Genomic DNA, 21,703 nt, shown 5'->3' with positions numbered 1-21,703 from the left:
GTAAATTTATCGCTGTAGGAGAGAACCGACAGCAAGCGGGCCCTGCAAAGCGGCCCGGCACGCCCGGCGTATCACCCATTTGAGTGCTGCCCGAGCGCGGGGAATCTCGCCACAATGGCGCCCACATTCACTTTCCCGTGCCTGCCAATGACCCTCCTCGCCGTCCTGCTGATCGCCGCGCTCGCGGGCCTGGCCGCGGCCATCGCCTGGGGCGGGCCGCGGGACATCGAGCCGCTGGCCAGCGTGAACAGCCCCTTCGAGGGCGTTGACTTCAGCGGCCTGCCCCCGGTGCAGCGCTATGCGGCGCGCGATGGCACGCGGCTGGCCTGGCATGCGTATGCGCCGACGGGATCGCCCGCCGCGCCGCGCCAGCGTGTGGTGCTGGTGCATGGCTCCTCGTCGCGCGCGCGCTCCATGCATGTGCTGGCCCAGGCGCTGGCCGCTGCGGGGTACGAGGTCGCGGCCCTGGACATGCGCGGGCACGGGGATTCCGGCGCGCGCGGGCAGGCGTCCTACCTGGGGCAGATGGAGGATGACCTGGAGGATTTCCTGCGCGCAGTGCCCCATGCGGGGCCGCAGACGCTGATGGGTTTCTCCGCGGGCGGCGGCTTTGCGCTGCGCTTTGCCGGCAGCGCCCGGCAAGGCCTGTTCGAGCGCTATGTGCTACTGGCGCCCTTTCTGCACCAGAATGCGCCCACCGCGCGGCCCGACGTGGGGGGCTGGGCATCGGTCGGCCTGCCGCGCCTGCTGGCGCTGCGCCTGCTCAACCAGCTGGGCATCCGCTGGTGGAACCATCTGGTGGTGCTGCGCTTTGCGCTGGACGAGGCCTCGCGCCCCCACCTCACGCCCAGCTATTCGTACACCGTGGCGATGAACTTCCGGCCCCGGGGGAACTACCTGGGCGATATCCGCCAGGCCCGCAGGGCGCTGTCCATTGTGGCCGGGCAGGACGACGAGGTGTTCCACGCCGACCGCTATGCCCCCCTGTTCGCCCAGGCCGGCCGGCCCGTGCCCGTGGCCGTGGTGCCCGGCACCAGCCATATCGGCCTGGTCCTGGACCAGCGGGCCGTGCGCACCGTGGCGCAGGCCTGCGCGGCCTGAATCCTTGTCCACCATGGGAGTGAGCACCATGCACCGCTGGAAGACCCCTCTCCTGTGCAGCCTGGCCTTCGTGGCCGCGGCACTGGCGTACAACGCTGCCACGGCGCTGGCCGTGACCGCCCTGTGGATGCCGCAGCCCGGCTGGTGGATGCCACCGCTGTCCCGGACCCTGTCCGCGATCACATGGCTGCATGTGGCGCAGGGCATCGGCGTGCTCGCGGGGGCGCTGCCCTTTGCGCTGGCGCTGCGCCTGCTTGCGCTGCGCCGGCCCGTGGCGCTGGCCTTCGGGCTCAGCATCGCAGCCCTGGTGCTGCCCAACCTGTGGCTGCTGTTCTTCTACCTGCCCTCCTGGCCGCCGCGGATGCTGGCCTCCACCGCGGTGGACTTCATCAAGTGGCTCTGCGTGCTGCCGCTGCTGACCTGGCTGCTGCCCAAAGTGCAGCCGCGTCTGCCGGCTGCGCCCCCGGTGGCTTTTGCAGGTTGACCGACATGCACACACCCCAGCCTGCCCCACCGTTGGAACCCAACCGCCCCGCCCCCAAAATGAAGCTGTCCGAACTGCGCATCGCCAGCCTGGAGTTCGCCTTCAGCGCTGCGCTACCACTGGGCGTCTGGTTCATGCTGCTGTCGCCCGATGCCTCCTCCGGCGTGCCCTTCCTGCAAAGCGCAGGCTCCTTCCTGGCCTACGCCTTCACCGATTCCGAGGTGTCGCCCACGCTGCGGGTGCACTACATCCTGCTGACGGTGCTGCCGGCCCAGTTGCTGCTACTGTCGGTGATGACCTGGCGCCAGGCGAGCTCGAAGGGGCGGTGCCATTTCTGGTGCATCTACCTGGGCTGGGTCGCGACGGTCATCGCCATCGCGCTGTTCTACTGGCCCTCTGCCATCGCCTCGGCCCTGGCCACCTACCACGCAGGCAAGGCCGCGGTCGCCTGAGCTGTTCCAACGCGCAACGCACACCCCCAGCAGCCCATGGCACTCGACTTCATCGCCGGCAACGGCCCCCAGATCCGCAACCCGGCCCACCATGTCGGCAGCATCGACCACCATGAGCTGCCGGCGATCCTGCGCCTGCTCGCGCATGCCGACTCGTTCTTCCTGCACCGCATCTTCGGCCTCTACGAGGACCAGACGTTTTCGACGCAGGAGGTCGAGCAGGCGCTCTCGCACCTGGTGCCGCTCCTGGCCCACCCCCTGGAGAGCGACGACCGCACCCTGCTGCACAAGCTCATCGCGGTGCTGGCCTATGCCAAGGTCACGCAGCAGTCGCTGCACGGCGTGGCATTGACGGAGTGACGGACTGAACAACGAACGCGCGCGGGCATGCGCTGCCCAGCCGCAGCTAGAATGGGATGGCGCCCCTGCCTCAAGCAAGCGCCACCGGGACGTGACGGGAATCACCGCCCATGAACCCGGGCTCGCGCCACAATGGTTCACCTTTCGATTTTCGGGTGCACCCCGGTCCGGATGCCGTTTCCGCCATTTTCAATTGCTGATCGCGCCCGGCGATGGATATCCATCGCCCTGAATTTTCGCAGCCCGGTTTTTTTCTTCCATGGCCATGGAGGCGAGGCTGGCCTTGGCCGATTCAAAGGCACAAACTCTCTCCAGGCGCCGCCGGAATCTCTCGAAATACAAAAAGCATAAACCCAACAGTGCAGAACGATATTCGAATGCAAGCCACCCTCGGGGCCGACCCACCAACGCTGGCCACAAGGCCTGGCAGTACCGCGGCAAGTGCGCCGCTGCGTGCTGAGCCAGCAGTGCCGATGCGAGGCGGAATGCGGCTCCCCTTGCAAATCGGATTACTGTGTCTCGCATTTCTTCTGGCCGTTGGAATGGCGCGGTTGATTCCCGCCTTTCAGTCACCGGACGAAGTCGTTCACCTGTTCCGAGCCGACATGATCGGCAATGGCCATTTGCTGCTGCAAAAGCCCGCCCCGGACGCCAAAGGTTATAGCGGCGGTTATGCAGACCAGCACCTGGTGCAATTCGCGCAGTGGATGCTCAAGATCGCGGGGCCCGACAGACAGGATGTTTCTGCCGCCTGGCTCATGGACCAGGCATCGCAGCACAGGTGGGCGAACAGCAGGCAGTTCGTGGACGTTGCCGGCTCGGCCTACTACATACCGCTGATCTACCTGCCGCACGCCGTCGGCCTGGCCATCTCGCGCCACCTGGACTGGTCGATGCGGGCCAGCTACGACTTCACGCGCGCCCTGGTGACGTTCACGGTGCTGGCCCTGCTGGCCTGGGCATGGCAGCTGCTGCCGCCCAACCTGCTGGTGCGCGCCCTGGTGCTGATGCCGATGTCGGCCTTCCAGATCCTGTCGCCGACCATCGATGGCCTGTGCATTGCCATGATGCTGGTGCTCGCGGGGCTGACCATTGTGGAGTACCAGGCCCCGAGCAAGGGCGGCACCGCACCGCCCTGCCGCTGGCGGTTTGCCGCCATTGCGGGCTTCACCTTCGTGCTCGTCACCTCGCGCACCAACCTGCTGCCCCTGCTGGCGATCCCGCTGTTGCTGCTGTGCCAGCGCTTCTCGCGGGCCCGGCTCGGCGCTTTCGTGCTGCTGTGCGCGGCCAGCCTGGGCTGGACGCTATTCGTGCTGCTGACCACGACGGATGGGCGGGTCGTGCGTTCGCACACCACGCTGCAGATCGTGCAGATCTACCTGGGGGACCCGCTGTATTTCCTGGGCCTGGTCGGCAGCACGCTGGCGGACCCGGACAAGGGGACCTTCCTGGCCGACTCGTTCGTCGGCATCCTGGGCTGGCTCGACGCCTTCATCCCCAAGCCGGCGATCCGCGGCATCTGGGCCGTGCTGGCTGCCCTGGCACTGCTGGCCACGGCCTACGCGCAGCGCGAGGAGCGGCAGTACACCCTGCTGCGCGCCGTGCTGACGGCCTGCGCCATCACCAGCACGCTGCTGGTCTTCTTTGCGCTGTCGGTCACCTGGAACGATTACCCGGCTACCGCCATCTCGGGCTTGCAGGGGCGCTACTTCATCATACCGGCGCTGCTGTTCGCTCTGGCGATCGGGCCGCTGGAGCACCAGCGCACCCCTGTTCAGCAGGCCACCGAGTTCGGGGTCACCGGCGCGATGGCGGCGTACTTTCTCCTCGTGCTGGGAGTGACGCTGTATGGCCGCTACCAGCTGGCAGCATTCTGACGCGGGCCAGCGCCGGCGCCCATCTGCGCTGCGTGCGCTCGCGAACGGACGCCGGCCTGCGCAAGGGTGACACTGGCCCCATGGTTGCCGCTGGCAACCGCTGCTCCGAGGGCCCTTGCCATGTTGAATACCACCGCTGTGCGTGTGGGTGTCTGCCTGGCCGGCGCCATGGTCGGGGTGTTCCTTCTGGTGGCCGTGCCGGGGTGCCAATGGGGCGATGGCGTGGCGCTGTTGCCGACCGACCGCCTTGCCGCTGTCGAGGCCACGCTGGACGACAGCGTGCTCAGCGCTCGCATCGAGGCGGCTCTGCTGCTTTCGCCGGTGATTGGCAGCACCCGCATGGCCGTCGATGTGATCAAGGGCGCTGTGCTGCTCAGCGGGCCCGCAGACGACCCGACGCAGGTCGAACTGGCGCTGTTCGTCGTGACGAATGTGCCGGGCGTCGTCCGGGTCGAAAGCATTCTGTTCACGCGCGCTCAAGCCCCAGCGCTTGATGCGGAACAGAGCCAAACGGTCGATGTCGGCGCGGCTCGGGCCAGCTTCATGCGCAGCGGAACGCTCATTCGCATGCCGAGCCCCGACGGGGAGCAGCCCACACTCCTGCAGCGCCCTGTGGCAGATGGCGTGGATGAAGCCGACACCCTGGTAATGCAAGCCAATGGCCTCTCGGGCAACGGCGCCAGTTTCGCCACCCGCAGCCGGGCCATGCTCTACGGGGTTCTGGGCATCGCATCCGTGCATGACTAGCTGCTGATCAAGCGCTGACCCGGCAGGGGCTGCGCTCCAGCGGCTTTCATGCAGCCACACCCATCAGCTCGGTATAGATGGCCTTGTCGGCTGCATAGCAGCTGCAGGCCTGGGCCTGCATGCCCTGGCGGTCCAGCACGGTCATCTCGCCCCGGCGGTAGGAGATCAGGCCGCTGTCCTGCAGCTCGCTGGCAGCCACCGTGACCCCCACGCGGCGCACGCCCAGCATCAGGGCCAGAAACTCCTGGGTGACGTGAAAGCGATCCCTGCCTGCACGGTCCTGGCTCATCAGCAACCAGCGCGCCAGGCGCGGGCGGATGGTGTGGTACCGCTCGCACGCGGAGGCGGTGGCCTGCTGGTGCAGCCGCACCAGCACGCTGCACTGCAGCAGCCGCAGCAGTGCGGGGTTGGTGGCAGTCTCCGCGCGCAACGCAGCCGCGCCAATGCGCCAGCTGGCGCCGGCACCCTGCACCAGCGCCCGCCAGGGGGTGCTGGCGGCGCCCAGAATGAGTTCGGCCCCCAGCATGGCCTCGCGCCCCACCATGCCCACCTCCAGCGAGGGGTGCCTGTCCACGCCCACCACCAGCGAGACAAAGCCCCCGCGTGGAAAATAGGCGTGACTCAAGGGGCTGCCGGGCGCGCTCAGTTCGGCCGACAGGGTGAGCTCGAAGGGCTCGCACTGGTCCAGCAGCTTCGCGCGCGCAGCCGGCGGAAGCCGTTCCAGGAGTTGGTTTTCGGTGGGTGCCATGGCCTTTGGTACTCGTGTCATGCGGCACCTGGAAAGCCAGGCACCGTCTGCCCATCTCCAAGCCTGTTCTTCGGACGGTGGGGCGGAGCGCCAGTGTGGGAGCAGCGGCAGCGGCTGACTGTCTGGCAGCACACATAGGCGCCGGCTCTAGGTGGCAATGGTCCCCGGCAGCAGCCGGTCATATTCCCGCTTGACCACTCCATAGCACTCGCAGGTGCGTGCTTCGAGCCCCGGGCGGTCCAGCACGCTGATGCGGCCGCGCGCATAGCTGATCAACGCGGCCTTTTGCAGCTTGAGCGCCGCTTCTGTCACGCCCTCGCGCCGCACACCGAGCATGTTGGCGATCAGCTCCTGCGTCATCACCAGCTGGTTGCCCTGCAGGCGGTCCAGGCTCAGCAGCAGCCAGCGGCACAGTTGCTGGTCCAGCGTATGGTGGCGGTTGCACACCGCCGTCTGCGCCATCTGGGTGGTGCGCACGAAGTCGCAGGCATCAAAAGTACCGGTGCCTCGGGCAACCATGCTCTGCGGTGCGTTGACGGGCAGGATGAAGCCGAAGCTCACCACGAGGAACTGCAGCAACATGGTCATGCCGACCACGTTGATGCCCGGAGTATGCACCGCTAGGAGCACGCTCGGATGATGGGGATCATCGTGGATGCCAGTGCCGTGGCGTTCGCGGGCTCCACCTTGTGAGCAGCTTGCGCAACTCGCTGAACCAAAGCACGGTGCTGCCCATCGCGGCACACACCAGCCACTGGCCTAGCGACAGCGGTGCGGTGCCGAAGGCCAGGTTCAAGACCTCCAGGTGCACCACTGCCACCTGCAGCAGGGCGGACAGGGCCACTGCGCCCCACAGCCAGGGGTTGGTGGCCAGGTTGGCGAACGCGCTGGTGGTCTCGGAGCGGGCGTTGAAGCAGTTGAACAGGTGGGCGAAGACCAGCACGGTGAAGCCCGCCGTGCGTGCGTTGGCCAGGTCGCGCCCGCCCTCGATCAGGCCGCCCGGCAGGTACATGTCCATGGTGATCAGGGTGGCCACGGCCACGACAACGCCGACCTGTACCACGCCCCACCACATGGCGGCGTCGATCACCCGCTCGCCCGGATGGCGGGGCTTGCGCGCCATGGCGTCGTCGCTGGCCGGGTCCATGCCCATCGCCAGCGCGGGCCAGGAGTCGGTGATCAGGTTCAGCCACAGGATCTGCGTGGCCAGCAGCGGCAGCACCAGCGCGCCGCCGGGGACCGCCAGGCCGATGACACCGGCCCCCACCACACCCAGGAACACGGTCAGCACCTCGCCCATGTTGGACGACAGCAGGTAGCGCAAGAACTTGCGGATGTTGTCGAAGATGCCGCGCCCCTCGCGCACGGCTTCGATGATGGTGGCGAAGTTGTCGTCGGCCAGGACCATGCGGGCCGCGCCCTTGGCCACCTCGGTGCCGGTCACGCCCATGGCCACGCCGATGTCGGCGGCCTTGAGCGCGGGGGCGTCGTTCATGCCGTCCCCGGTCATCGCGACGATGTGGCCGTCGGCCTGCAGGGCGGCCACGATGCGCAGCTTGTGCGCGGGCGCCACGCGGGCGAAGATCCAGGTGTGGCGCACCGCCTCGGCGAAGGCCGCGCCGTCCAGCGCATCGAGCTCGGCCCCGGTGAGCGCTGTGGCACCGGGCGGCACCAGCCCCAGGTCGGCCGCGATGCGTGCCGCCGTCCGCGGGTGATCGCCGGTGATCATGATGACCCGGATGCCGGCCCGCCCTGCCTCGCGGATCGCCACCGCTGCCTCTTCGCGCGGGGGGTCGATGATGCCCGCCGTGCCCACGAAGACGAGGTCGCGCTCCAGCGCATCCTGCGCCTGCAGGTCCTCGTGCGCGGCCAAGGGGCGGTACGCCACCGCCAGCGTGCGCAGGGCGTCGCCCGAGAGTGCGTCCACATCGGCCAGGATCTTCGCGCGCAGGCGGTCGTCCAGCGCCACCACATCCATCCCCACCCGGGCGTGCGTGCACAGGCCCAGCAGCACATCGGGCGCGCCCTTGCAGATGAGCACCCGCTCGCCGCCGTGCTCTCGGTCGCGCTCGATGGTGGACATGCGCTTGCGCTCGGAGGTGAAAGGGTGCTCCGCAATGCGCTCGAACCGCTGCTTGCGCCGCGCGGTGAGGCCCAGTTTGTGCTCGGCCACCAGGAACGCGGCCTCGGTGGGGTCGCCGTGGACTTGCCAGGCGCCGTTGTCGGCCTGCTGCAACGATGCGTTGCCCGCCAGGCTACCGCCACTGAGCAGCACCACCTGCTCGGCATGCAGCAGGCCCGGCTGCAAGGGCGTGCCGGCCGATAGCACCTTCCCTTCGGGGGCATAGCCCACGCCCGTGACGGCCGTGGTGCCCGAGGCGGTCACGATGCGCACCACGGTCATCTCCGCGCGCGTGAGCGTGCCGGTCTTGTCGGTGCAGATGACCGAGGTGGCGCCCAGCGTCTCCACCGACGACTGGTTCTTGATGATGGCGTGGTGCCTGGCCATGCGCTGCACCCCCAGGGCCAGCACCACCGAGAGGATGGCGGGCAGCCCCTCGGGCACGGCCGCCACCGCCAGCGCCACACCCAGCAGCAGCACGCCGACGACCTCGGCCATGCTGTCGGGCCGGGAGATGAGCAAAATGGTGCCCACCACCACGGCGGCGATGGCCAGCACGGCCACGCCCAGCATGCGCCCGATGTGGACGATTTCCCTTTCCAGCGGCGTGGGCTGCTCCACCGTGGCGGCGAGCATGCCGGCAATCGAGCCCATCTGCGTGGCCATGCCGGTGGCGACGACCAGCGCGCTGCCGCTCCCCTGCGCGACAAAGGTGCCCTTGAACACCATGTTCAATTGGTCGCCCAGTGCTGCGGGGCTGGGCAGGGGCGCGGGGTCCTTGGGCACGGCCTCGCTCTCGCCGGTGAGAGAGCTCTCCTGCATGCGCAGCGAGGCCGCGCGCACCAGGCGGGCATCGGCGGGTGTGGCATCGCCCTCGGCCAGGACCAGCAGGTCGCCCTTGACCAACTGCGCGCTCGGCACCCGCTGCACCTGGCCGCCGCGCACCACGGAGGCCGTGGGTGCGCTCATGCGTGCCAGCGCGGCCACGGCGTCGTGCGCCTTGGCTTCCTGCACATGGCCCAGCACCCCGTTGAGGAGGACGATGGCCGCGACGACGATGGCGTCCACAGGCCAGCCCTGCAGGCCCTCGAACACCCATGCCAGCAGCGACACCACGATTGCGCCCAGCAACAGGTAGATGAGGGGGTCCTGAAACTGCGACAACAGGCGGCGCCAGGCAGCGGTGCGGGGGGTGGCCCGGAGTTCGTTGGGGCCATCCTGCGCCAGCCTGCGCGCGGCTTCGTGCGCCGTGAGCCCGTTGACAAGGTCGGTACCCAGCAGACGCGCCAGCTCCTCGGCGCCTTGCGTCGAGGGATCGCCAGAGCCCTGTGCATGCACCATGCGGGCTACGCCTCGATGATCACTTTCAAGGCCTTGGTTTCCGCGGCCCGGCCAAACGTGTCGTAGGCCTGCAGGATGTCCGCGAGCTGGAAGCGGTGGGTGATGAGCTGCTTGGCGTCGATGCGCCGGGAATGCACGGTCTTGAGCAGCATGGGCATCGACACGGTATCGACCAGGCGCGTCGTGATGGTGATGTTGTGCGACCACAGCCGCTCCAGGTGCAGGTCGGCCTTGACGCCATGCACGCCCACATTGGCGATGGTGCCACCCGCCGCCACGATGTCCTCGCACATCGTGAAGGTGGCCGGGATGCCGACGGCCTCGATGGCCGTGTCCACACCCCGCCCCTCGGTCAGCGCCATCACCTGCCGGGCGGCGGTGCCATCGGCGCTGTTGACCGTGGCCGTGGCGCCGAAGCGCTTGCCAACGGCCAGGCGGTTGTCGTCCAGGTCGATCATGATGATCTCCGAGGGCGAATACAGCTGCGCCGTGAGCAGTGCCGCCAGACCGATGGGACCGGCGCCGACGATGGCCACCGTGGAGCCGGGCTGCACCTTGCCGTTGAGCACGCCGCACTCGAAGCCGGTGGGCAGGATGTCGCTGAGCATGACCAGCGCTTCTTCATCCGCGCCGTCGGGAATCGGATACAGGCTGGTGTCGGCATGCGGGATGCGCACAAACTCGGCCTGGGTTCCGTCGATGCGGTGGCCCAGCACCCAGCCACCGGTGCTGCAGTGCGAGTACATGCCCTTGCGGCAGTTCTCGCAGCGCCCACAGGCGCTGATGCAGGAGATGAGCACCCGGTCGCCGGGCTTGAAGGTGGTGACGCCCGGGCCCACCGAGTCGATGACGCCCACGCCTTCGTGGCCCAGGGTGGTGCCGGGCTGGCAGGTCGGCACGTCGCCCTTGAGGATGTGCAGGTCGGTGCCGCAGATGGTGGTGCGGGTGATGCGCACGACGGCGTCGGTGGCGTCCTGGATGGTGGGCTTGGGGCGTTCGTCCAGCTTTTTCTGGCCGGGGCCGTGGTACACGAGGGCGAGCATGGTAAGGAGTCCTTTTGGGTGGTCAGGGTGCCGATCCACTGTCTGCGCCATCCAGGTGGCTGTCAGTGCGCTGGCGCACACATTCCCTACGGGCCGTGCTTTATTCGGCCGGCTTTTGATGCTGATCAAGCGTGCCCCACATCGCCATTGCGCAGGCCATTGCAACCAAAGCCCGCTAGGATGGGCCCTTTGCAGACACCGCCTGGGCAATCGCCCTCCTTCCCTTTTCCTCCCCTGCTGCCCTCTCCCCATGCGCCCCAACCCTGCCGACACGCCCTCCCCGCTGGACACGCTGATGGTGGCCACCTGCAACCTGCTCAACCTGGCCAACCCAGGCCGCATGTTCTACCCCAACCAGGATGCCTATAGCGAGGCCGAGTACGGGCGCAAGGTGGAGTGGCTGGGCCACCGGTTTCGCACGCTCAACGCCGACGTACTGGCCGTGCAGGAGGTGTGGGACGAGGCGGCGCTGAAGGCGGCCATCGCGCACAGCGGGCTGCGCTACGACTTCGTGGCGGTGCCGGGCGCCGAGAACGACGCCACGCGCCATGGCGCCCAGGGCACGCCGCGCGTGGGCCTGGCCACGCGGCTGAAGGTGGAGGCGCTGCAGTCGTTCGCCCAGTTTCCGCCGGCCTTCCAGGTCGACGTGCCAGGGCTGGGCCTGCACACGCGCTTCGAGCGCCCGCCACTTGTGGCCACGCTGCGCATGAAGCATGGGCAGCGGGTGAACGTGCTCACGGCGCACCTCAAGTCCAAGCGCCCCAAGTTCCTGCAGGACGCCAATGGCCATGCGCTGGAGGACAAGGACGACCGCAAGGTGGGCGCCCTGGCCTCGCTGCGCTCGCTGGTGATGCGCGGCGCCGAGGCCATGGCCCTGCGCTGCCTGGTGATCGACCTGCTGCAGCGCACCAGCGTGCCGCTGGTGGTGATGGGCGACTTCAACGACACGCCCGACAGCGTGACCACGCAGCTGATCTGCGCCACCACCGAGATCGCCTACGACCGCTCGGCCCGTGACGTGGCGCTGTTCAACGCCTACGACCTGCAGGGCGAGATGGCGCTCAAGAAGGACGTGGCCTTCTCCCACATCCACCAGGGCTCGCCTTCGGTGCTGGACCAGATCCTGGTGAGCGAGGAGTTCCTGCCCCGCGGGCGCAACAGCCTGGGCGACGTGCGCCGCGTGGACTACTTCAACGACCACCTGCACGAGGGCCGCGACCGCACGCGCTCGGACCACGGTTTCGTGCGCGCGCTGCTCAGGCTGCAGATGGGGCCGCAGCAGGCCCAGCCGGCGCCTGCCCCCCCGCAGCCGGTGGGCTGAAAGCACACCCGCCACCGACGGCGCGGCATCACCCATTTGCCTGCCCACACCGGCGCATGCTGGTGCTACATTCCTTCCGGAAAATTCGAGGAAAAGACAGATGCGTTGGAGAACCCTCGCCCTTGCCTGCCTGGGCCTTGCCGCCCTGTCCGCCGGCGCGCAGGTACACCGCTGCAAGCAGCCCGATGGCAAGATGGTCTACAGCGACCAGCCATGCACCCGCAGCCAGACCGGCGGGGTGATACTGCCCGACCCCACCGTGCGGGAAGTCGCCTGGGAGCAGGCGCGCAACCGTGCCCAGGGCGCCGGCACGGCCAACTCCGCTCCCTGCCGCACGGCCAGGGAAGAGCTGGCCCAGCTCGCCGGCCTGCGCACCCTGCCACCCGAAGAAAAGCGCATCCGCGTGCAGGCCCAGGAGACGCGGGTGGCGGCCGCCTGCGGCACCGATCCGGCGGCTGGTGCGCCCGCGCCGCCCGTGGCCGGCAAGGCACCTGCCGCGACGGCGTCCGCGCCCGTGGTCCTCATCTACTGCGATGCCGGCCTGTGCCACGACAACAAGGGCGGCGTGCACATGAAGAGCGGGCCGGACTTTGTCGATCCGGCCAGCGGAAAGCGCTGCGCCCGCGTGGGCGCCCAGACGCTGTGCACCTGATCTGCGCCTGATCAGCGCCTGAAGTCCCTGCGCCACCAGGGGCATCGCGCTGCCACAGGCCGCGCCAGCGCAGGCTTTGCAACACGGCGTGCCGGCTGACACAAGTCGTAACCAGCCCCCCAGTAAGATGCCGGACCAAGCCCCGGATTGCGTGCGGGCGACGAGACCAACATGACCATGCCCAGAGCCCATACCTCCACACCGCCCCAGCAACCCGACGCCCGCGCCAGCCGCTGGCCGGTCCGTACGGCGGCGGCCGCCCTGGTGGCCGTGCTGCTGGCGGCCTGCAGCAGCACGCCGCTGCCACCCTGGAACTCGCCAGGCGCCCCCGCGCCGCGCCCCAATGCCCCGGCCCCGGTGCCGCGCGCACAGCCGGGCAAGGTGGTGCCGGCGCCGCTGGGCGCGGCCCAGCAGGCACCCGCCGCCCAACCTGCCGCCACGGGCGTCATCGCCGCCCCGCTGCCGCCCACGGCACCGGTGGTGGCCCGCAACGAGCCCCTGGCCACCCCGCCCTATGGGCCGGCCGTGATGGCCCGCTTCCCCGAGCCCCAGGTGCGCTACAGCACGCCGGGCCTGGCGCCCGACCGCCGCGCCTTCACCACCAATGCCGAGCTGGAGCAGTGGCTGCAGTCCGTGGCCCAGGGCGCCGCGGGCAGCCCCTCGCGCGCCAGCGTGCTGCGCCTGGGCACCTCGCAACGCGGCGAGCCGCTGCTGGGCCTGCTGCTCACGCGCGCCCAGGGGGACGACCCGGCCAGCGTGGACGCCGGCAAGCGCCCTACGGTGGTGCTCATCGGCCAGCAGCACGGCAATGAGCCGGCCGGCGCCGAGGCGCTGCTGGTCATCGCCCGCGAGCTGGGCCAGGGCCTGCTGGAGCCGCTGCTCGAACGCATCAACGTGATCGTCGTGCCGCGCGCCAACCCCGATGGCGCGCAGGCCGACACGCGTGCCACAGCCAACGGCATCGACATGAACCGTGACCACCTGCTGCTCAAGACGCCCGAGGCCCAGGCCATCGCGCGCCTGGTGCGCGACTACCGCCCGATCCTGGTGGTGGACGCGCACGAGTACACCGTGGCCGGCCGCTACAAGGAAAAGTTCAACGCCGTGCAGCGCTACGACGCGCTGCTGCAGTACACCACCACGGCCAACTACCCCGAGTTCCTGACCAAGGCCTCGCAGGAGTGGTACCACCAGCCCATGGTGGCGGCGCTCAAGGCGCAGGGCCTGTCCAGTGAGTGGTACTACACCAATGCCACGGGCGCGGACGACCGCACCCTGTCGATGGGCGGCACGCAGCCCGACACCGGCCGCAACGTGCACGGCCTGAAGAACACCGTGAGCCTGCTGGTCGAGACGCGCGGCGTGGGCATCGGTGCGCTGCACATCCAGCGCCGCGTGCACACCCAGGTCACGGCCATCACCAGTGCGCTGCGCTCCACGGCCGAGCGCGCCGCCAACCTGGAGCAGGTGCGCAGCTTTGTGGTGCGCGACATCTCGGCCAAGGCCTGCCGCGACAACGTGGTCATCGAAGCCGGGCCCACGCCCACGCAGCGCGAGGTGGTCTTCATCGACCCCGAGACCGGCGTGGACCGCCCTGTGCGCGTGGACTGGAATTCCTCGCTGAGCCTGCGCACCCTGAAGTCGCGCGCCCGCCCCTGCGGCTACTGGGTGGCCAGCCAGGCCGCTCCCGTGGTGGAGCGCCTGAAGCTGCTGGGCCTGCAGGTGCTGCGTATCGGCGAAGGCGGTTCGCTGCTGGCCGACACCTACCGCGAGACGGCACGCGAAACCTCGGAGCGCCGCGACGTGCTGGGCACCATCAGCGACAGCGCCGACATCCTGCGCGTGCAGGTGGCCCCGGTGCGCGCCGCCATCGACGTGCCCGCCGGCAGCTACTACGTGCCCCTGAACCAGCCCCTGGCCCACCTGGCCGTGGCCGCGCTGGAGCCCGACACGCAGAACAGCTACTTTGCCAACCGCCTGGTGGAAGACCTGTCGCAAACGGTGCGCGTGATGTCCACGCCGTCGCTGGTGTTCGACGAGACGGATTGACCAGGGCCTTCGGCACACAAGCGAGGACCCGGGGCCCCGCCCCACGAGGGCACGGGCTTTGCCCTGGCGGCGCTGGACGCCACCACCGGCCGCAACCTGCGGCCCCACGCAACCCTGAACGGGATGGCCATGACTCTGCGGATGCCGAAGTTTCCAAGGGCGGCCAGGCTCTGGCCGCTTCTGGCCCTGGTGTCGTACGGTGTGGTGCAACCCGCACTGGCACCTCTGCGCAAGGAACCCGCCAGGTATGCGGCCATGAAGAAGCCGGACTATCCCCCCGAGGCCCTGCGCGCCGGCATGCAGGGCACGGCCGTGCTCAGCGTGCACATCAGTGCCGCGGGCACAGCCAGTCGCGTGACGGTCTACAGGAGTTCGGGGCACCCGGTACTGGATGCGGCAGCCCTGCAATCGGTCCAGCAGTTCCAGTTCACCCCCGCCAGGATGGACGGGGTGGCACGCGCCTCCTGGGCCCGGATTCCCATCCGCTTTGCCATCGACAGCCCCATGGCACTGCCATGCCCGTCGACCTGGCTACCGTGGTGCCAGGCAGAGGACACAAGCCACCCCCGATAGCCCTGAGCAGCCCGGCGAAGGGTCTGCAATCCGGCAGCGCTGCCCGGCACATGGGACAGGCCACCCCAGCGCGAAACATCTTCTTGCCCGGCACGGGCCTGAGGGCCCTGCAGTGGCCGGGAGTTGTTACAAAACGTCCCGGATTGCAAGGGGATTGACCCGGGGCATGCCACCCACGAGGTGCGCCCATACTGTGCGGGAGCAGCGGGGCTGGGGGCGACAACAGCCCATCGGCCACGCGCAGTCACAGCGTGGCCATGGGAGCGAAAGCCGATGACCACGCTGCCCATGGAGCGCCGTCATGCCCAGCGAAATAGTCCATACCATCGGCTGCACCATCTACTTTGTCTTTGCCCTCCTGTTCCTGTGGATGGGCAGGGTCCCCAGAACCCGGGCCGGGCCGGGTTGGTGGGCGGCTGCGATGTCGTTTGCCCTGGCGGCGCGCCTGGCCTACTCCGTGCTGCTGAGCGGCACCGACCTGGCCGTGGCCGTGTTCGTCTATGCCGCGCTGGTGGTGGTGGAGAAGGCGCTGCTGGCCATCGGGCTGGTCGAGTTCCTGGGCCTCAAGGTGCGCCACCGCTGGTTCTGGGGGGCCTTGCTGGTCGCCGAATGCTGGGTGCTGCTGGCCTGGCTGTCGGAGGTGGATCCGGTGGCCCGCAGCTTCGGCCTGGCGGCGTTCAACGCGGGTTTTCTCAGCTTTGTGGCCTGGACCGCCTTGCGGCAGCGCAAGGAGGTGCCCCACCACCTGATGCTGCTGACGGCGGTGGTGAGCGCGGCCCTGGTGGTGCACTGGATGTCGGCGTTCGTGATCTTCCAGGCCCTGCCGGGCTGGCGCGTGCAGGGCTTTCTGCTGGGCACGGTGCTGGTGCTGGCGCAGTACCTGTCGCTGCTGGCGGCGGTGCTGATGGATTTTCAGCGCCGCCTGGTGCAGGCCGAGGCCAGCGCGCTGGACATGGCCTTCCAGGACCCGCTGACCGGCCTGAACAACCAGCGCTACATGAACACCCTGTTCGAGAAGGCCCTGGTGCTGGCCAACCGGCCCCACCAGTCGGCCGCGGTGATCTTCATCGACCTGGACAACTTCAAGCCCATCAACGACCTCGCAGGCCACCACGTGGGTGACGAGGTGCTGCGCACCGTGGCCGGTCGGCTCAAGAAGAGCACCCGCAGCACGGACATCTGCGCGCGCATCGGCGGCGACGAGTTCGTGGTGATCTGCACCCAGCTGGAACGCGGCGAGCAGGCCGGCGACATCGCCAGCAAGCTGCTCGCGGAACTGATCCGGCCCATCACCGTGGAGGAGCGCAATTTTGCCCTGGGCGCCAGCATCGGGATCAGCCTGTACCCGGCGCACGGCGACACGCTGGGCAAGCTCCTGGAGTACGCGGACAGCGCCATGTACCAGATCAAGCGCTCGGGCAAGAACGGCTACCAGATCCACGCGGCGGGCGCTGCGGGGGCATAGCGGACGGTGCAGAATCGCGCCATGGCCGACGAAGACACCCCCACCGCACCGCTGTACCAGGGCAGTTGCCTGTGCGGTGCCATCCGCTACGAAGCCCGCGCCGAGATCAAGGCGCCATCGCACTGCCACTGCGGCATGTGCCAAAAGGCGCATGGCGCAGCCTTCGGGTCCTATGGCAATGTGCCGGTGGGCAGCTTTGCCTTCACGCGCGGCGCAGACCTGGTGAAGCGCCGCGACTCATCCCCCGGCGTCACGCGCAGCTTCTGCCCCGAGTGCGGCTCGCCGCTCACCTGGCACAGCGCGCATGGCGATGCGGCGGCGTGGATGTCGTTCTCGCTGGGCACGCTGGACACGCCGTTCGTGCCGAAGAAGGCGCTGCGCAGCATCCATGGGGATGCGGTACCTGCATGGCATGGGGGCGGCGCAGCCCGAGAGAGCTAGACGCCCTTTGGGCGGCCCGCCGCGGCGCCGTTGGCTCCCGGCAACGCTCCGCCTGTCGCCCCGGGTTGATGGTCCCCCGCGTCCCATGGCACCATCCCGCCACCGCAGACCCTGGCTGATTCGGCAGCTGCGCAATGCGGTATCCAAAATCAAATCCAACAAGGGGAAACCAATGAAGACGCGAGGCGCCATGGCCGGTTGCGGCCAGCATTGCAGCGGGGCCGTACAGCCAGGAGTGCACCATGCCTGATACCTACAACGGCATAGGCACCTCCTACCTGGGCAAGTGCAAGTTCGAGCAGGACGACTCGTTCGTCACCACCAAGTGGTTCCAGATCGTGGCGCCGATCTTTCCGCTGGGCAGTGTGCGGCTGCGCGACCTGGGCAGCGAGGGCGTGCCCTTCCTCAAGCGCACCACCAACTACGAGTTCATCGAGGAGGTGCCGCTCGATGTGATGCAGGTGCTGCGCACCTATGCGTACACCGCCTTCATCGTCGCCTGGTTCGGCCACTGGGCCATGGGCAACCAGCCGCCGCTGGTGCGATTCATCATGATCACGCTGGGGATCCTGTTGCCGTTTGCGATGCGGCTCCTGTCCAAGCGCATGTCGCAGTAATAACCGATTCGCGGCCTCGCAAGGCTGCGCGAACGTTCAGCGCCGGGGGCGCCGGCGCACTGCCACTGGCGCGGATGGCCTTGCCGCCGCATCCATCGCATCAGGCTGGTCGCCAGCCGGCCCCCCTTCCCCCACCAGCTCCTGTGCCACCTGCGCGACCAGGGTGCGCAGCCAACGGTGCGCGGGGTCGTCGCGGTAGCGCACGTGCCAGCCCATGTGCAGCGGAAAGGTACCCAGGTCCACGGGTGCCGGCAGCACCTTGAGCCGCGCATCGTGCGCCAGGCGCCGGCATATCAGCCGCGGCAGCGTGGTGCAGTAATCCGTCATGGCCACCATCTCCGGTATGGCCAGGAAGTGCGTGACCGAAACGGCCACGTCGCGCTGCAGGCCCTGGCGCTCCAGCGCCTGGAACAGGCCGGCGCGCAGCCTGCCCGGTGGCAGCACGTTGACGTGGCGCAGCTGCTCGTAGAGCTTTTTCGTGAGGCGGCTGCCGCCGACCTGCGGATGGTCGGCGCGCACCACGCAGGCCAGGCCATCGTCGCCCAGGTGCTGCACGATGAGGTTGTCCGGTGGGTCCACGATGCGGCCCAGCACCAGGGCCGTGGTGCCCGAGACCACGCCGGTCTCGGCCAGGTCGGTGCCGAACGGGACCAGGCGCAAGCGGATGCCTGGGGCCTGCGCGCGCAGCCGCGCGACGATGGCCGGCAGCAGCGCGAACTCCATGTAGCTGTTGGCGGCAATGGTCACCAGCTGGTCGGCGCTGGCGGGGTCGAAGGCCTGCTGGCCCAGCACGATGCCGTCCAGCGCGCCCAGGGCCTGCGCGATCTGCGGCGCCAGGGCCAGGGCCCGCGCGGTGGGCTGCATGCCGTAGCGCTCGCGGATGAACAACGGGTCCTGAAGCAGCGTGCGCAGCCGCGCGAGCGCGTTGGACAGCGCGGGCTGCGTGGTGCCCAGGCGCTCGGCGGCGCGGGTCACGCTGCGCTCTTCCATCAGGGTCAGGAAGACGGGGAGCAGGTTGAGATCGTAGCGCATAGATATGCTTTTATACGTATATCTGGAATCCAGCAAATAAATTGGATGAATTGCACCTCGGCGCGCATCCTTCGTCCTGTGCAAGCCCTTTGTCTTCATCCACTGTCACTGCAAGGAACCACCATGACCGCCACCGAAACCCTGTTGACCCCCACCCGCCTGGGTGCCATCGACGTCAAGAACCGCATCGCCATGGCCCCGCTGACGCGCTCGCGCGCCGGCACGGACGGCGTGCCATCGGCCCTGGCGGCGCGCTACTACGCCGAGCGTGCATCCGCCGGCCTGCTGATCGCCGAGGCCACCAACATCTCGCGCCAGGCACGCGGCTACGCCTTCACACCCGGCATCTACACCGATACCCAGGTCACGGGATGGAAGCAGGTGACCAACGCTGTGCACTCGGCCGGTGGCCGCATCGTGCTGCAGCTGTGGCACGTGGGCCGCATGTCGCACACCAGCCTGCAGGAGAACGGGGCCGCCCCCGTGGCGCCCTCGGCCCTGCAGGCGGGCGGCAACGTGTTCACCGAAGCCGGCTTCGAGGCGCCCAGCACGCCGCGCGCGCTGGAATTGCCCGAGATCGCCGCCATCGTCGAGGACTACCGCCAGGCCGCGCTGCGCGCCCATGCCGCAGGCTTCGACGGGGTGGAGGTGCATGCCGCCAACGGCTACCTGCTCGAGCAGTTCCTGCGCGACAGCACCAACCGGCGCGAGGACCGTTACGGCGGCTCCATCGAGAACCGGGCCCGGCTCACGCTGGAGGTGGTAGAGGCCGTGGCCGGCGTGTGGGGTGCGGACCGCGTGGGCCTGCGCCTGTCGCCGCTGTCCACCGCCATCGGCGATACCCCCCTGGACAGCACGCCCATGGAAACGCATGCCTGGCTGGCCCAGCGCCTTGGCGCCATGGGCCTGGCCTATCTGCACGTGGTGGAAGGCCAGATGCATGCCGAGGATGGCAGCACCACCCGCTTCGACAACCAGGCACTGCGCGCGGCCTTTGGCCATGGAGGTGCCTACATCGCCAACAACGGCTACGACCGCCAGCGCGCCGTCGCCGCCACGGACTCGGGCCACGCCGACATGGTGGCCTTTGGCCGCGACTTCATCGGCAACCCCGACCTGGTGGAGCGGCTGCAGCACCGGCTGCCGCTGTTCAATGCGCCAGCTGCGGGCTACTTTGGCGGCGGGGCCGAGGGCTATACCGAGTTCACCACCGCGCAAGCGGCCTGAATTGACTCCGCACCGCCATGCCCCCAAAACGCCCACCCGCGGCGTTTCGGCCGCTACCGTCCGATGTCGATGTCGGCACCCACCCGTACCTCTCCGTCCACAGCCGGGGAGAGTGGGCCGAGAGCCTCCGGTGTCGATCCGCGTTTCGGATCTGCATGGGAGAGGCCGAATTGCAGGCCTGCCTGGGACTCGATGTAGGAGAGTGGCCGCTGGTAAACCGCATAGTCCGACAGGTCCAGGCTCTCCAGGTTGGCCACGAGCGTCCTCTGCGTCAGCACGAATCCCAAGGCGACCAGCTTGTCGGTCTGGTCGTCCACATAGACCACGACCTTCCAGAATTCCCGCGGAATCCTGACGCGCTCTTCGGTGGCGGGAATGGTGAAGAACCTGTCGTTCTCTCGCAGCACAGGCCCTGCAAAGATCGACAGGCGAATGCCCCGCGGAGCAGCCTGCCCGATGATGTCGTCCTCCAGTCCCTTCCAGACACTGGGAACGGCCTTGGAGCCGCGGTTGAACAGCTCGTGCTGGGGCGAGCAGTTGGTGTAGGTGAACGAATCGTTGTTGGCGGCACGCGCCTCCTCGATGGTTCCCCACACCAGATCCTCGCGCTTGCAGATGTGCCCCTTGTCGAACGCCGTGGCGTCATAGAGCTCGGACCCAAGCTGACAGCCCTCGGCACGGCCATCAAACTTCCAGGTGTCCGAGCGATTGGCCTTGCCCAGCTTGACCATGCGGCTGCCGTCGATGTTCCAGGCGCCATACCGGGCCAACTTACGGGAGCGCGACATCAGGATGGAGAAATGGGTGTACCGCAACAGCGGATGGCTGCCATCGTAGATGGCATCGTTCAAGTGGCTCGGAATGGGCTTGGGTGGTGGCACGGTTCGCCCCAGGAAGTCGACGTCGAAGCCGAGAGGGCGGGCCCGAGCGGCGGCTTCGATCTTCGCCGGAGGCGAGAGACTGGCATTGAGCTTCATCAAGGTGGAATGGGCATAGCATGCCAAGGCGTGCTCGCTGGCTTCCTCGCCCGCTTCTCCTGCGAAGTGGACACCCAGCATGATGTCGGTCGGCTTTCCCTTTTCCATGGCGAGCCAGACGGATCCGGAATCACCGCCAGAACTGATTTCGCCGCCTTTGGGGAGGCGCAGGGGATCGGGTTTGATCTCGAAGCCACCGATGTTCCTGACACCGGTCGATCCCTTGTAGTCGATTGCAGTGATGACATCTACCCGCGAGACGATGCCGTAGGTGAGGCCGGTGGTCCGGCCGACCTTGACGACCTTGTCATCCAGCTCGGCCCGCGCTACCCGCGCTGGCGCCAGTTTGGTGCCGATCAGCTGAGGGACGAACTTGCGCGAATCGATTTTGGCGATGGCGAAGTCACCCGCTTCGCCCACATAGCCGCGAACCAGCGCACCCAGGCGGTTGGACGCGAGTTCCGCATCGTCCCGTGGCCCCGGTTGGTAGGTCGGATCGCCAGGCTGGTTCTCGTTACCCTGCAGAACGTGCCAGTTGGAAAGCACGCAGGGCGAGCCATCCTTGTTGTCATAGACGATGGCACCCAGCGTTCCGGTGTGCTGCGCCGATCCCACCGAGATGCCGGGCATGACCCGCTCATGGCGCAGTTTGCGCGGGTCGTCGGTGGTGCTGACAACGGGCTCGTAGGCCAGGCAGTACTTGCGTTCCAGTACATCGCTGGGGACCTCGATGCCGCCTATGAGGAACTTTTCCGGAAGCTCGGGTTCGGAGAGGCCTTCGAGCACGGAGGGCGCGAATTTCTCTGCGACGGTGAACTGGATGGAGACCTGCTTGGTCACGACCCCCTTCGTCACCTTGTAGCCGACCCCCACGGAAGTCACGCCATTGCGCCGCAGGTAGGCGGCTCCTTTGGTGCGTACAAATTCCCGCAGCTCGACTGCAGACGGTTGCTGTGCCATGGTCACCTCCTCCGGATGCCCGGATTCTGCGAACTGGTGCTAGTGTGCTGTCCCGCTGATACGTGAGCAAAGTCGATGCAACTTTTCGAGGATCGAATCAGCGGTGGCGGTCCA

19 protein-coding genes and 1 pseudogene are annotated in these 21,703 nt (G+C 68.3%); 14 read left to right on the top strand and 6 right to left on the bottom strand.

Translation table 11 applies throughout. The features are described from left to right. Window positions 1-147 precede the first annotated feature (147 nt). The 6 genes from AC07PA_RS31095 to AC07PA_RS31070 all read left to right on the top strand — a co-directional run bounded on the left by AC07PA_RS31095 (window position 148) and on the right by AC07PA_RS31070 (window position 5,021). Complete coding sequence (locus tag AC07PA_RS31095) at window positions 148-1,101, top strand: alpha/beta fold hydrolase (RefSeq protein ID WP_494609588.1); 954 nt, start codon at window positions 148-150, stop codon at window positions 1,099-1,101. 28 nt (window positions 1,102-1,129) lie between these two features. Beyond that, window positions 1,130-1,585 (top strand): hypothetical protein, encoded by a 456-nt coding sequence (locus AC07PA_RS31090; protein ID WP_494609589.1) that lies wholly within the window; start codon window positions 1,130-1,132, stop codon window positions 1,583-1,585. A gap of 59 nt (window positions 1,586-1,644) precedes the next feature. After that, window positions 1,645-2,037, top strand: coding sequence for a hypothetical protein (locus AC07PA_RS31085; protein ID WP_146187953.1), 393 nt, complete (start codon window positions 1,645-1,647; stop codon window positions 2,035-2,037). 36 nt (window positions 2,038-2,073) lie between these two features. Next, a complete protein-coding gene (locus AC07PA_RS31080) occupies window positions 2,074-2,397 on the top strand; it encodes a hypothetical protein (protein ID WP_494609590.1) in 324 nt (107 codons plus the stop codon). Window positions 2,398-2,609: 212 nt separating this feature from the next. Continuing rightward, window positions 2,610-4,274, top strand: a complete 1,665-nt coding sequence (locus tag AC07PA_RS31075) for a DUF2142 domain-containing protein (protein ID WP_494655415.1) — start codon at window positions 2,610-2,612, stop codon at window positions 4,272-4,274. Between the two features lie 120 nt (window positions 4,275-4,394). After that, complete coding sequence (locus tag AC07PA_RS31070) at window positions 4,395-5,021, top strand: BON domain-containing protein (RefSeq protein WP_494609591.1); 627 nt, start codon at window positions 4,395-4,397, stop codon at window positions 5,019-5,021. 46 nt (window positions 5,022-5,067) lie between these two features. Here the strand turns inward: AC07PA_RS31070 and AC07PA_RS31065 are convergent, their stop codons facing one another. The 4 genes and pseudogenes from AC07PA_RS31065 to AC07PA_RS31050 form a co-directional block, all read right to left on the bottom strand. Beyond that, window positions 5,068-5,769: a Crp/Fnr family transcriptional regulator gene (locus tag AC07PA_RS31065; protein ID WP_494609592.1), complete on the bottom strand. Its 702-nt coding sequence runs from the start codon at window positions 5,767-5,769 to the stop codon at window positions 5,068-5,070. Window positions 5,770-5,916: 147 nt separating this feature from the next. Beyond that, window positions 5,917-6,237, bottom strand: a pseudogene (locus tag AC07PA_RS31060) (Crp/Fnr family transcriptional regulator); the annotation flags it as partial. Between the two features lie 178 nt (window positions 6,238-6,415). Further along, window positions 6,416-9,232, bottom strand: a complete 2,817-nt coding sequence (locus tag AC07PA_RS31055; RefSeq protein ID WP_494609593.1) for a cation-translocating P-type ATPase — start codon at window positions 9,230-9,232, stop codon at window positions 6,416-6,418. 5 nt (window positions 9,233-9,237) lie between these two features. Beyond that, window positions 9,238-10,275: a zinc-dependent alcohol dehydrogenase family protein gene (locus tag AC07PA_RS31050; protein WP_494609594.1), complete on the bottom strand. Its 1,038-nt coding sequence runs from the start codon at window positions 10,273-10,275 to the stop codon at window positions 9,238-9,240. Window positions 10,276-10,525: 250 nt separating this feature from the next. Here AC07PA_RS31050 and AC07PA_RS31045 point away from each other — a divergent pair, with 250 nt between their 5' ends. The 7 genes from AC07PA_RS31045 to AC07PA_RS31015 all read left to right on the top strand — a co-directional run bounded on the left by AC07PA_RS31045 (window position 10,526) and on the right by AC07PA_RS31015 (window position 17,393). Continuing rightward, the gene (locus AC07PA_RS31045; RefSeq protein WP_494609595.1) at window positions 10,526-11,596 is read left to right on the top strand and encodes an endonuclease/exonuclease/phosphatase family protein; all 1,071 of its coding nucleotides are present in this window, start codon (window positions 10,526-10,528) and stop codon (window positions 11,594-11,596) included. Window positions 11,597-11,696: 100 nt separating this feature from the next. Further along, on the top strand, window positions 11,697-12,248 hold the full coding sequence (locus AC07PA_RS31040; protein WP_494609596.1) for a DUF4124 domain-containing protein: 552 nt from the start codon (window positions 11,697-11,699) through the stop codon (window positions 12,246-12,248). 171 nt (window positions 12,249-12,419) lie between these two features. After that, window positions 12,420-14,297, top strand: coding sequence for a M14 family metallopeptidase (locus AC07PA_RS31035; protein WP_494609597.1), 1,878 nt, complete (start codon window positions 12,420-12,422; stop codon window positions 14,295-14,297). Window positions 14,298-14,438: 141 nt separating this feature from the next. Continuing rightward, window positions 14,439-14,870, top strand: coding sequence for an energy transducer TonB (locus AC07PA_RS31030; RefSeq protein WP_494609598.1), 432 nt, complete (start codon window positions 14,439-14,441; stop codon window positions 14,868-14,870). A 301-nt stretch (window positions 14,871-15,171) separates the two neighbouring features. Beyond that, entirely contained in the window at window positions 15,172-16,335 is a 1,164-nt protein-coding gene (locus AC07PA_RS31025) for a diguanylate cyclase domain-containing protein (RefSeq protein ID WP_494609599.1), read from the top strand. A 21-nt stretch (window positions 16,336-16,356) separates the two neighbouring features. Further along, window positions 16,357-16,776 (top strand): GFA family protein, encoded by a 420-nt coding sequence (locus AC07PA_RS31020; protein WP_494609600.1) that lies wholly within the window; start codon window positions 16,357-16,359, stop codon window positions 16,774-16,776. A gap of 242 nt (window positions 16,777-17,018) precedes the next feature. Then, window positions 17,019-17,393 (top strand): hypothetical protein, encoded by a 375-nt coding sequence (locus AC07PA_RS31015; RefSeq protein WP_494609601.1) that lies wholly within the window; start codon window positions 17,019-17,021, stop codon window positions 17,391-17,393. A gap of 36 nt (window positions 17,394-17,429) precedes the next feature. Here the strand turns inward: AC07PA_RS31015 and AC07PA_RS31010 are convergent, their stop codons facing one another. Then, window positions 17,430-18,425, bottom strand: coding sequence for a LysR family transcriptional regulator (locus tag AC07PA_RS31010; RefSeq protein ID WP_494609602.1), 996 nt, complete (start codon window positions 18,423-18,425; stop codon window positions 17,430-17,432). Window positions 18,426-18,548: 123 nt separating this feature from the next. Here AC07PA_RS31010 and AC07PA_RS31005 point away from each other — a divergent pair, with 123 nt between their 5' ends. Further along, window positions 18,549-19,652 (top strand): alkene reductase, encoded by a 1,104-nt coding sequence (locus tag AC07PA_RS31005; RefSeq protein ID WP_494609603.1) that lies wholly within the window; start codon window positions 18,549-18,551, stop codon window positions 19,650-19,652. Between the two features lie 53 nt (window positions 19,653-19,705). On the opposite strand, the gene AC07PA_RS31000 is transcribed toward AC07PA_RS31005, so the two are convergent. Next, a complete protein-coding gene (locus AC07PA_RS31000) occupies window positions 19,706-21,589 on the bottom strand; it encodes a DNA/RNA non-specific endonuclease (protein ID WP_494609604.1) in 1,884 nt (627 codons plus the stop codon). Window positions 21,590-21,703: the final 114 nt, after the last annotated feature.

Source organism: Acidovorax sp. GW821-FHT09B03, from assembly GCF_059418305.1.
The sequence above is the reverse complement of the archived record's forward strand: the minus strand, read 5'-3'. Positions and strand labels throughout refer to the sequence as shown.

What these genes read in the sequence shown, in the direction of transcription:
- AC07PA_RS31015 (WP_494609601.1), top strand. Translation starts at nt 17,019, where the DNA reads ATGCCTGATACCTACAACGGCATAGGCACCTCCTACCTGGGCAAGTGC.
- AC07PA_RS31065 (WP_494609592.1), bottom strand. Translation starts at nt 5,769, where the DNA reads ATGGCACCCACCGAAAACCAACTCCTGGAACGGCTTCCGCCGGCTGCG.
- AC07PA_RS31030 (WP_494609598.1), top strand. Translation starts at nt 14,439, where the DNA reads ATGCCGAAGTTTCCAAGGGCGGCCAGGCTCTGGCCGCTTCTGGCCCTG.
- AC07PA_RS31075 (WP_494655415.1), top strand. Translation starts at nt 2,610, where the DNA reads ATGGATATCCATCGCCCTGAATTTTCGCAGCCCGGTTTTTTTCTTCCA.
- AC07PA_RS31080 (WP_494609590.1), top strand. Translation starts at nt 2,074, where the DNA reads ATGGCACTCGACTTCATCGCCGGCAACGGCCCCCAGATCCGCAACCCG.
- AC07PA_RS31035 (WP_494609597.1), top strand. Translation starts at nt 12,420, where the DNA reads ATGACCATGCCCAGAGCCCATACCTCCACACCGCCCCAGCAACCCGAC.
- AC07PA_RS31055 (WP_494609593.1), bottom strand. Translation starts at nt 9,232, where the DNA reads ATGGTGCATGCACAGGGCTCTGGCGATCCCTCGACGCAAGGCGCCGAG.
- AC07PA_RS31010 (WP_494609602.1), bottom strand. Translation starts at nt 18,425, where the DNA reads ATGCGCTACGATCTCAACCTGCTCCCCGTCTTCCTGACCCTGATGGAA.
- AC07PA_RS31020 (WP_494609600.1), top strand. Translation starts at nt 16,357, where the DNA reads ATGGCCGACGAAGACACCCCCACCGCACCGCTGTACCAGGGCAGTTGC.
- AC07PA_RS31095 (WP_494609588.1), top strand. Translation starts at nt 148, where the DNA reads ATGACCCTCCTCGCCGTCCTGCTGATCGCCGCGCTCGCGGGCCTGGCC.
- AC07PA_RS31050 (WP_494609594.1), bottom strand. Translation starts at nt 10,275, where the DNA reads ATGCTCGCCCTCGTGTACCACGGCCCCGGCCAGAAAAAGCTGGACGAA.
- AC07PA_RS31040 (WP_494609596.1), top strand. Translation starts at nt 11,697, where the DNA reads ATGCGTTGGAGAACCCTCGCCCTTGCCTGCCTGGGCCTTGCCGCCCTG.
- AC07PA_RS31090 (WP_494609589.1), top strand. Translation starts at nt 1,130, where the DNA reads ATGCACCGCTGGAAGACCCCTCTCCTGTGCAGCCTGGCCTTCGTGGCC.
- AC07PA_RS31025 (WP_494609599.1), top strand. Translation starts at nt 15,172, where the DNA reads ATGCCCAGCGAAATAGTCCATACCATCGGCTGCACCATCTACTTTGTC.
- AC07PA_RS31045 (WP_494609595.1), top strand. Translation starts at nt 10,526, where the DNA reads ATGCGCCCCAACCCTGCCGACACGCCCTCCCCGCTGGACACGCTGATG.
- AC07PA_RS31085 (WP_146187953.1), top strand. Translation starts at nt 1,645, where the DNA reads ATGAAGCTGTCCGAACTGCGCATCGCCAGCCTGGAGTTCGCCTTCAGC.
- AC07PA_RS31070 (WP_494609591.1), top strand. Translation starts at nt 4,395, where the DNA reads ATGTTGAATACCACCGCTGTGCGTGTGGGTGTCTGCCTGGCCGGCGCC.
- AC07PA_RS31005 (WP_494609603.1), top strand. Translation starts at nt 18,549, where the DNA reads ATGACCGCCACCGAAACCCTGTTGACCCCCACCCGCCTGGGTGCCATC.
- AC07PA_RS31000 (WP_494609604.1), bottom strand. Translation starts at nt 21,589, where the DNA reads ATGGCACAGCAACCGTCTGCAGTCGAGCTGCGGGAATTTGTACGCACC.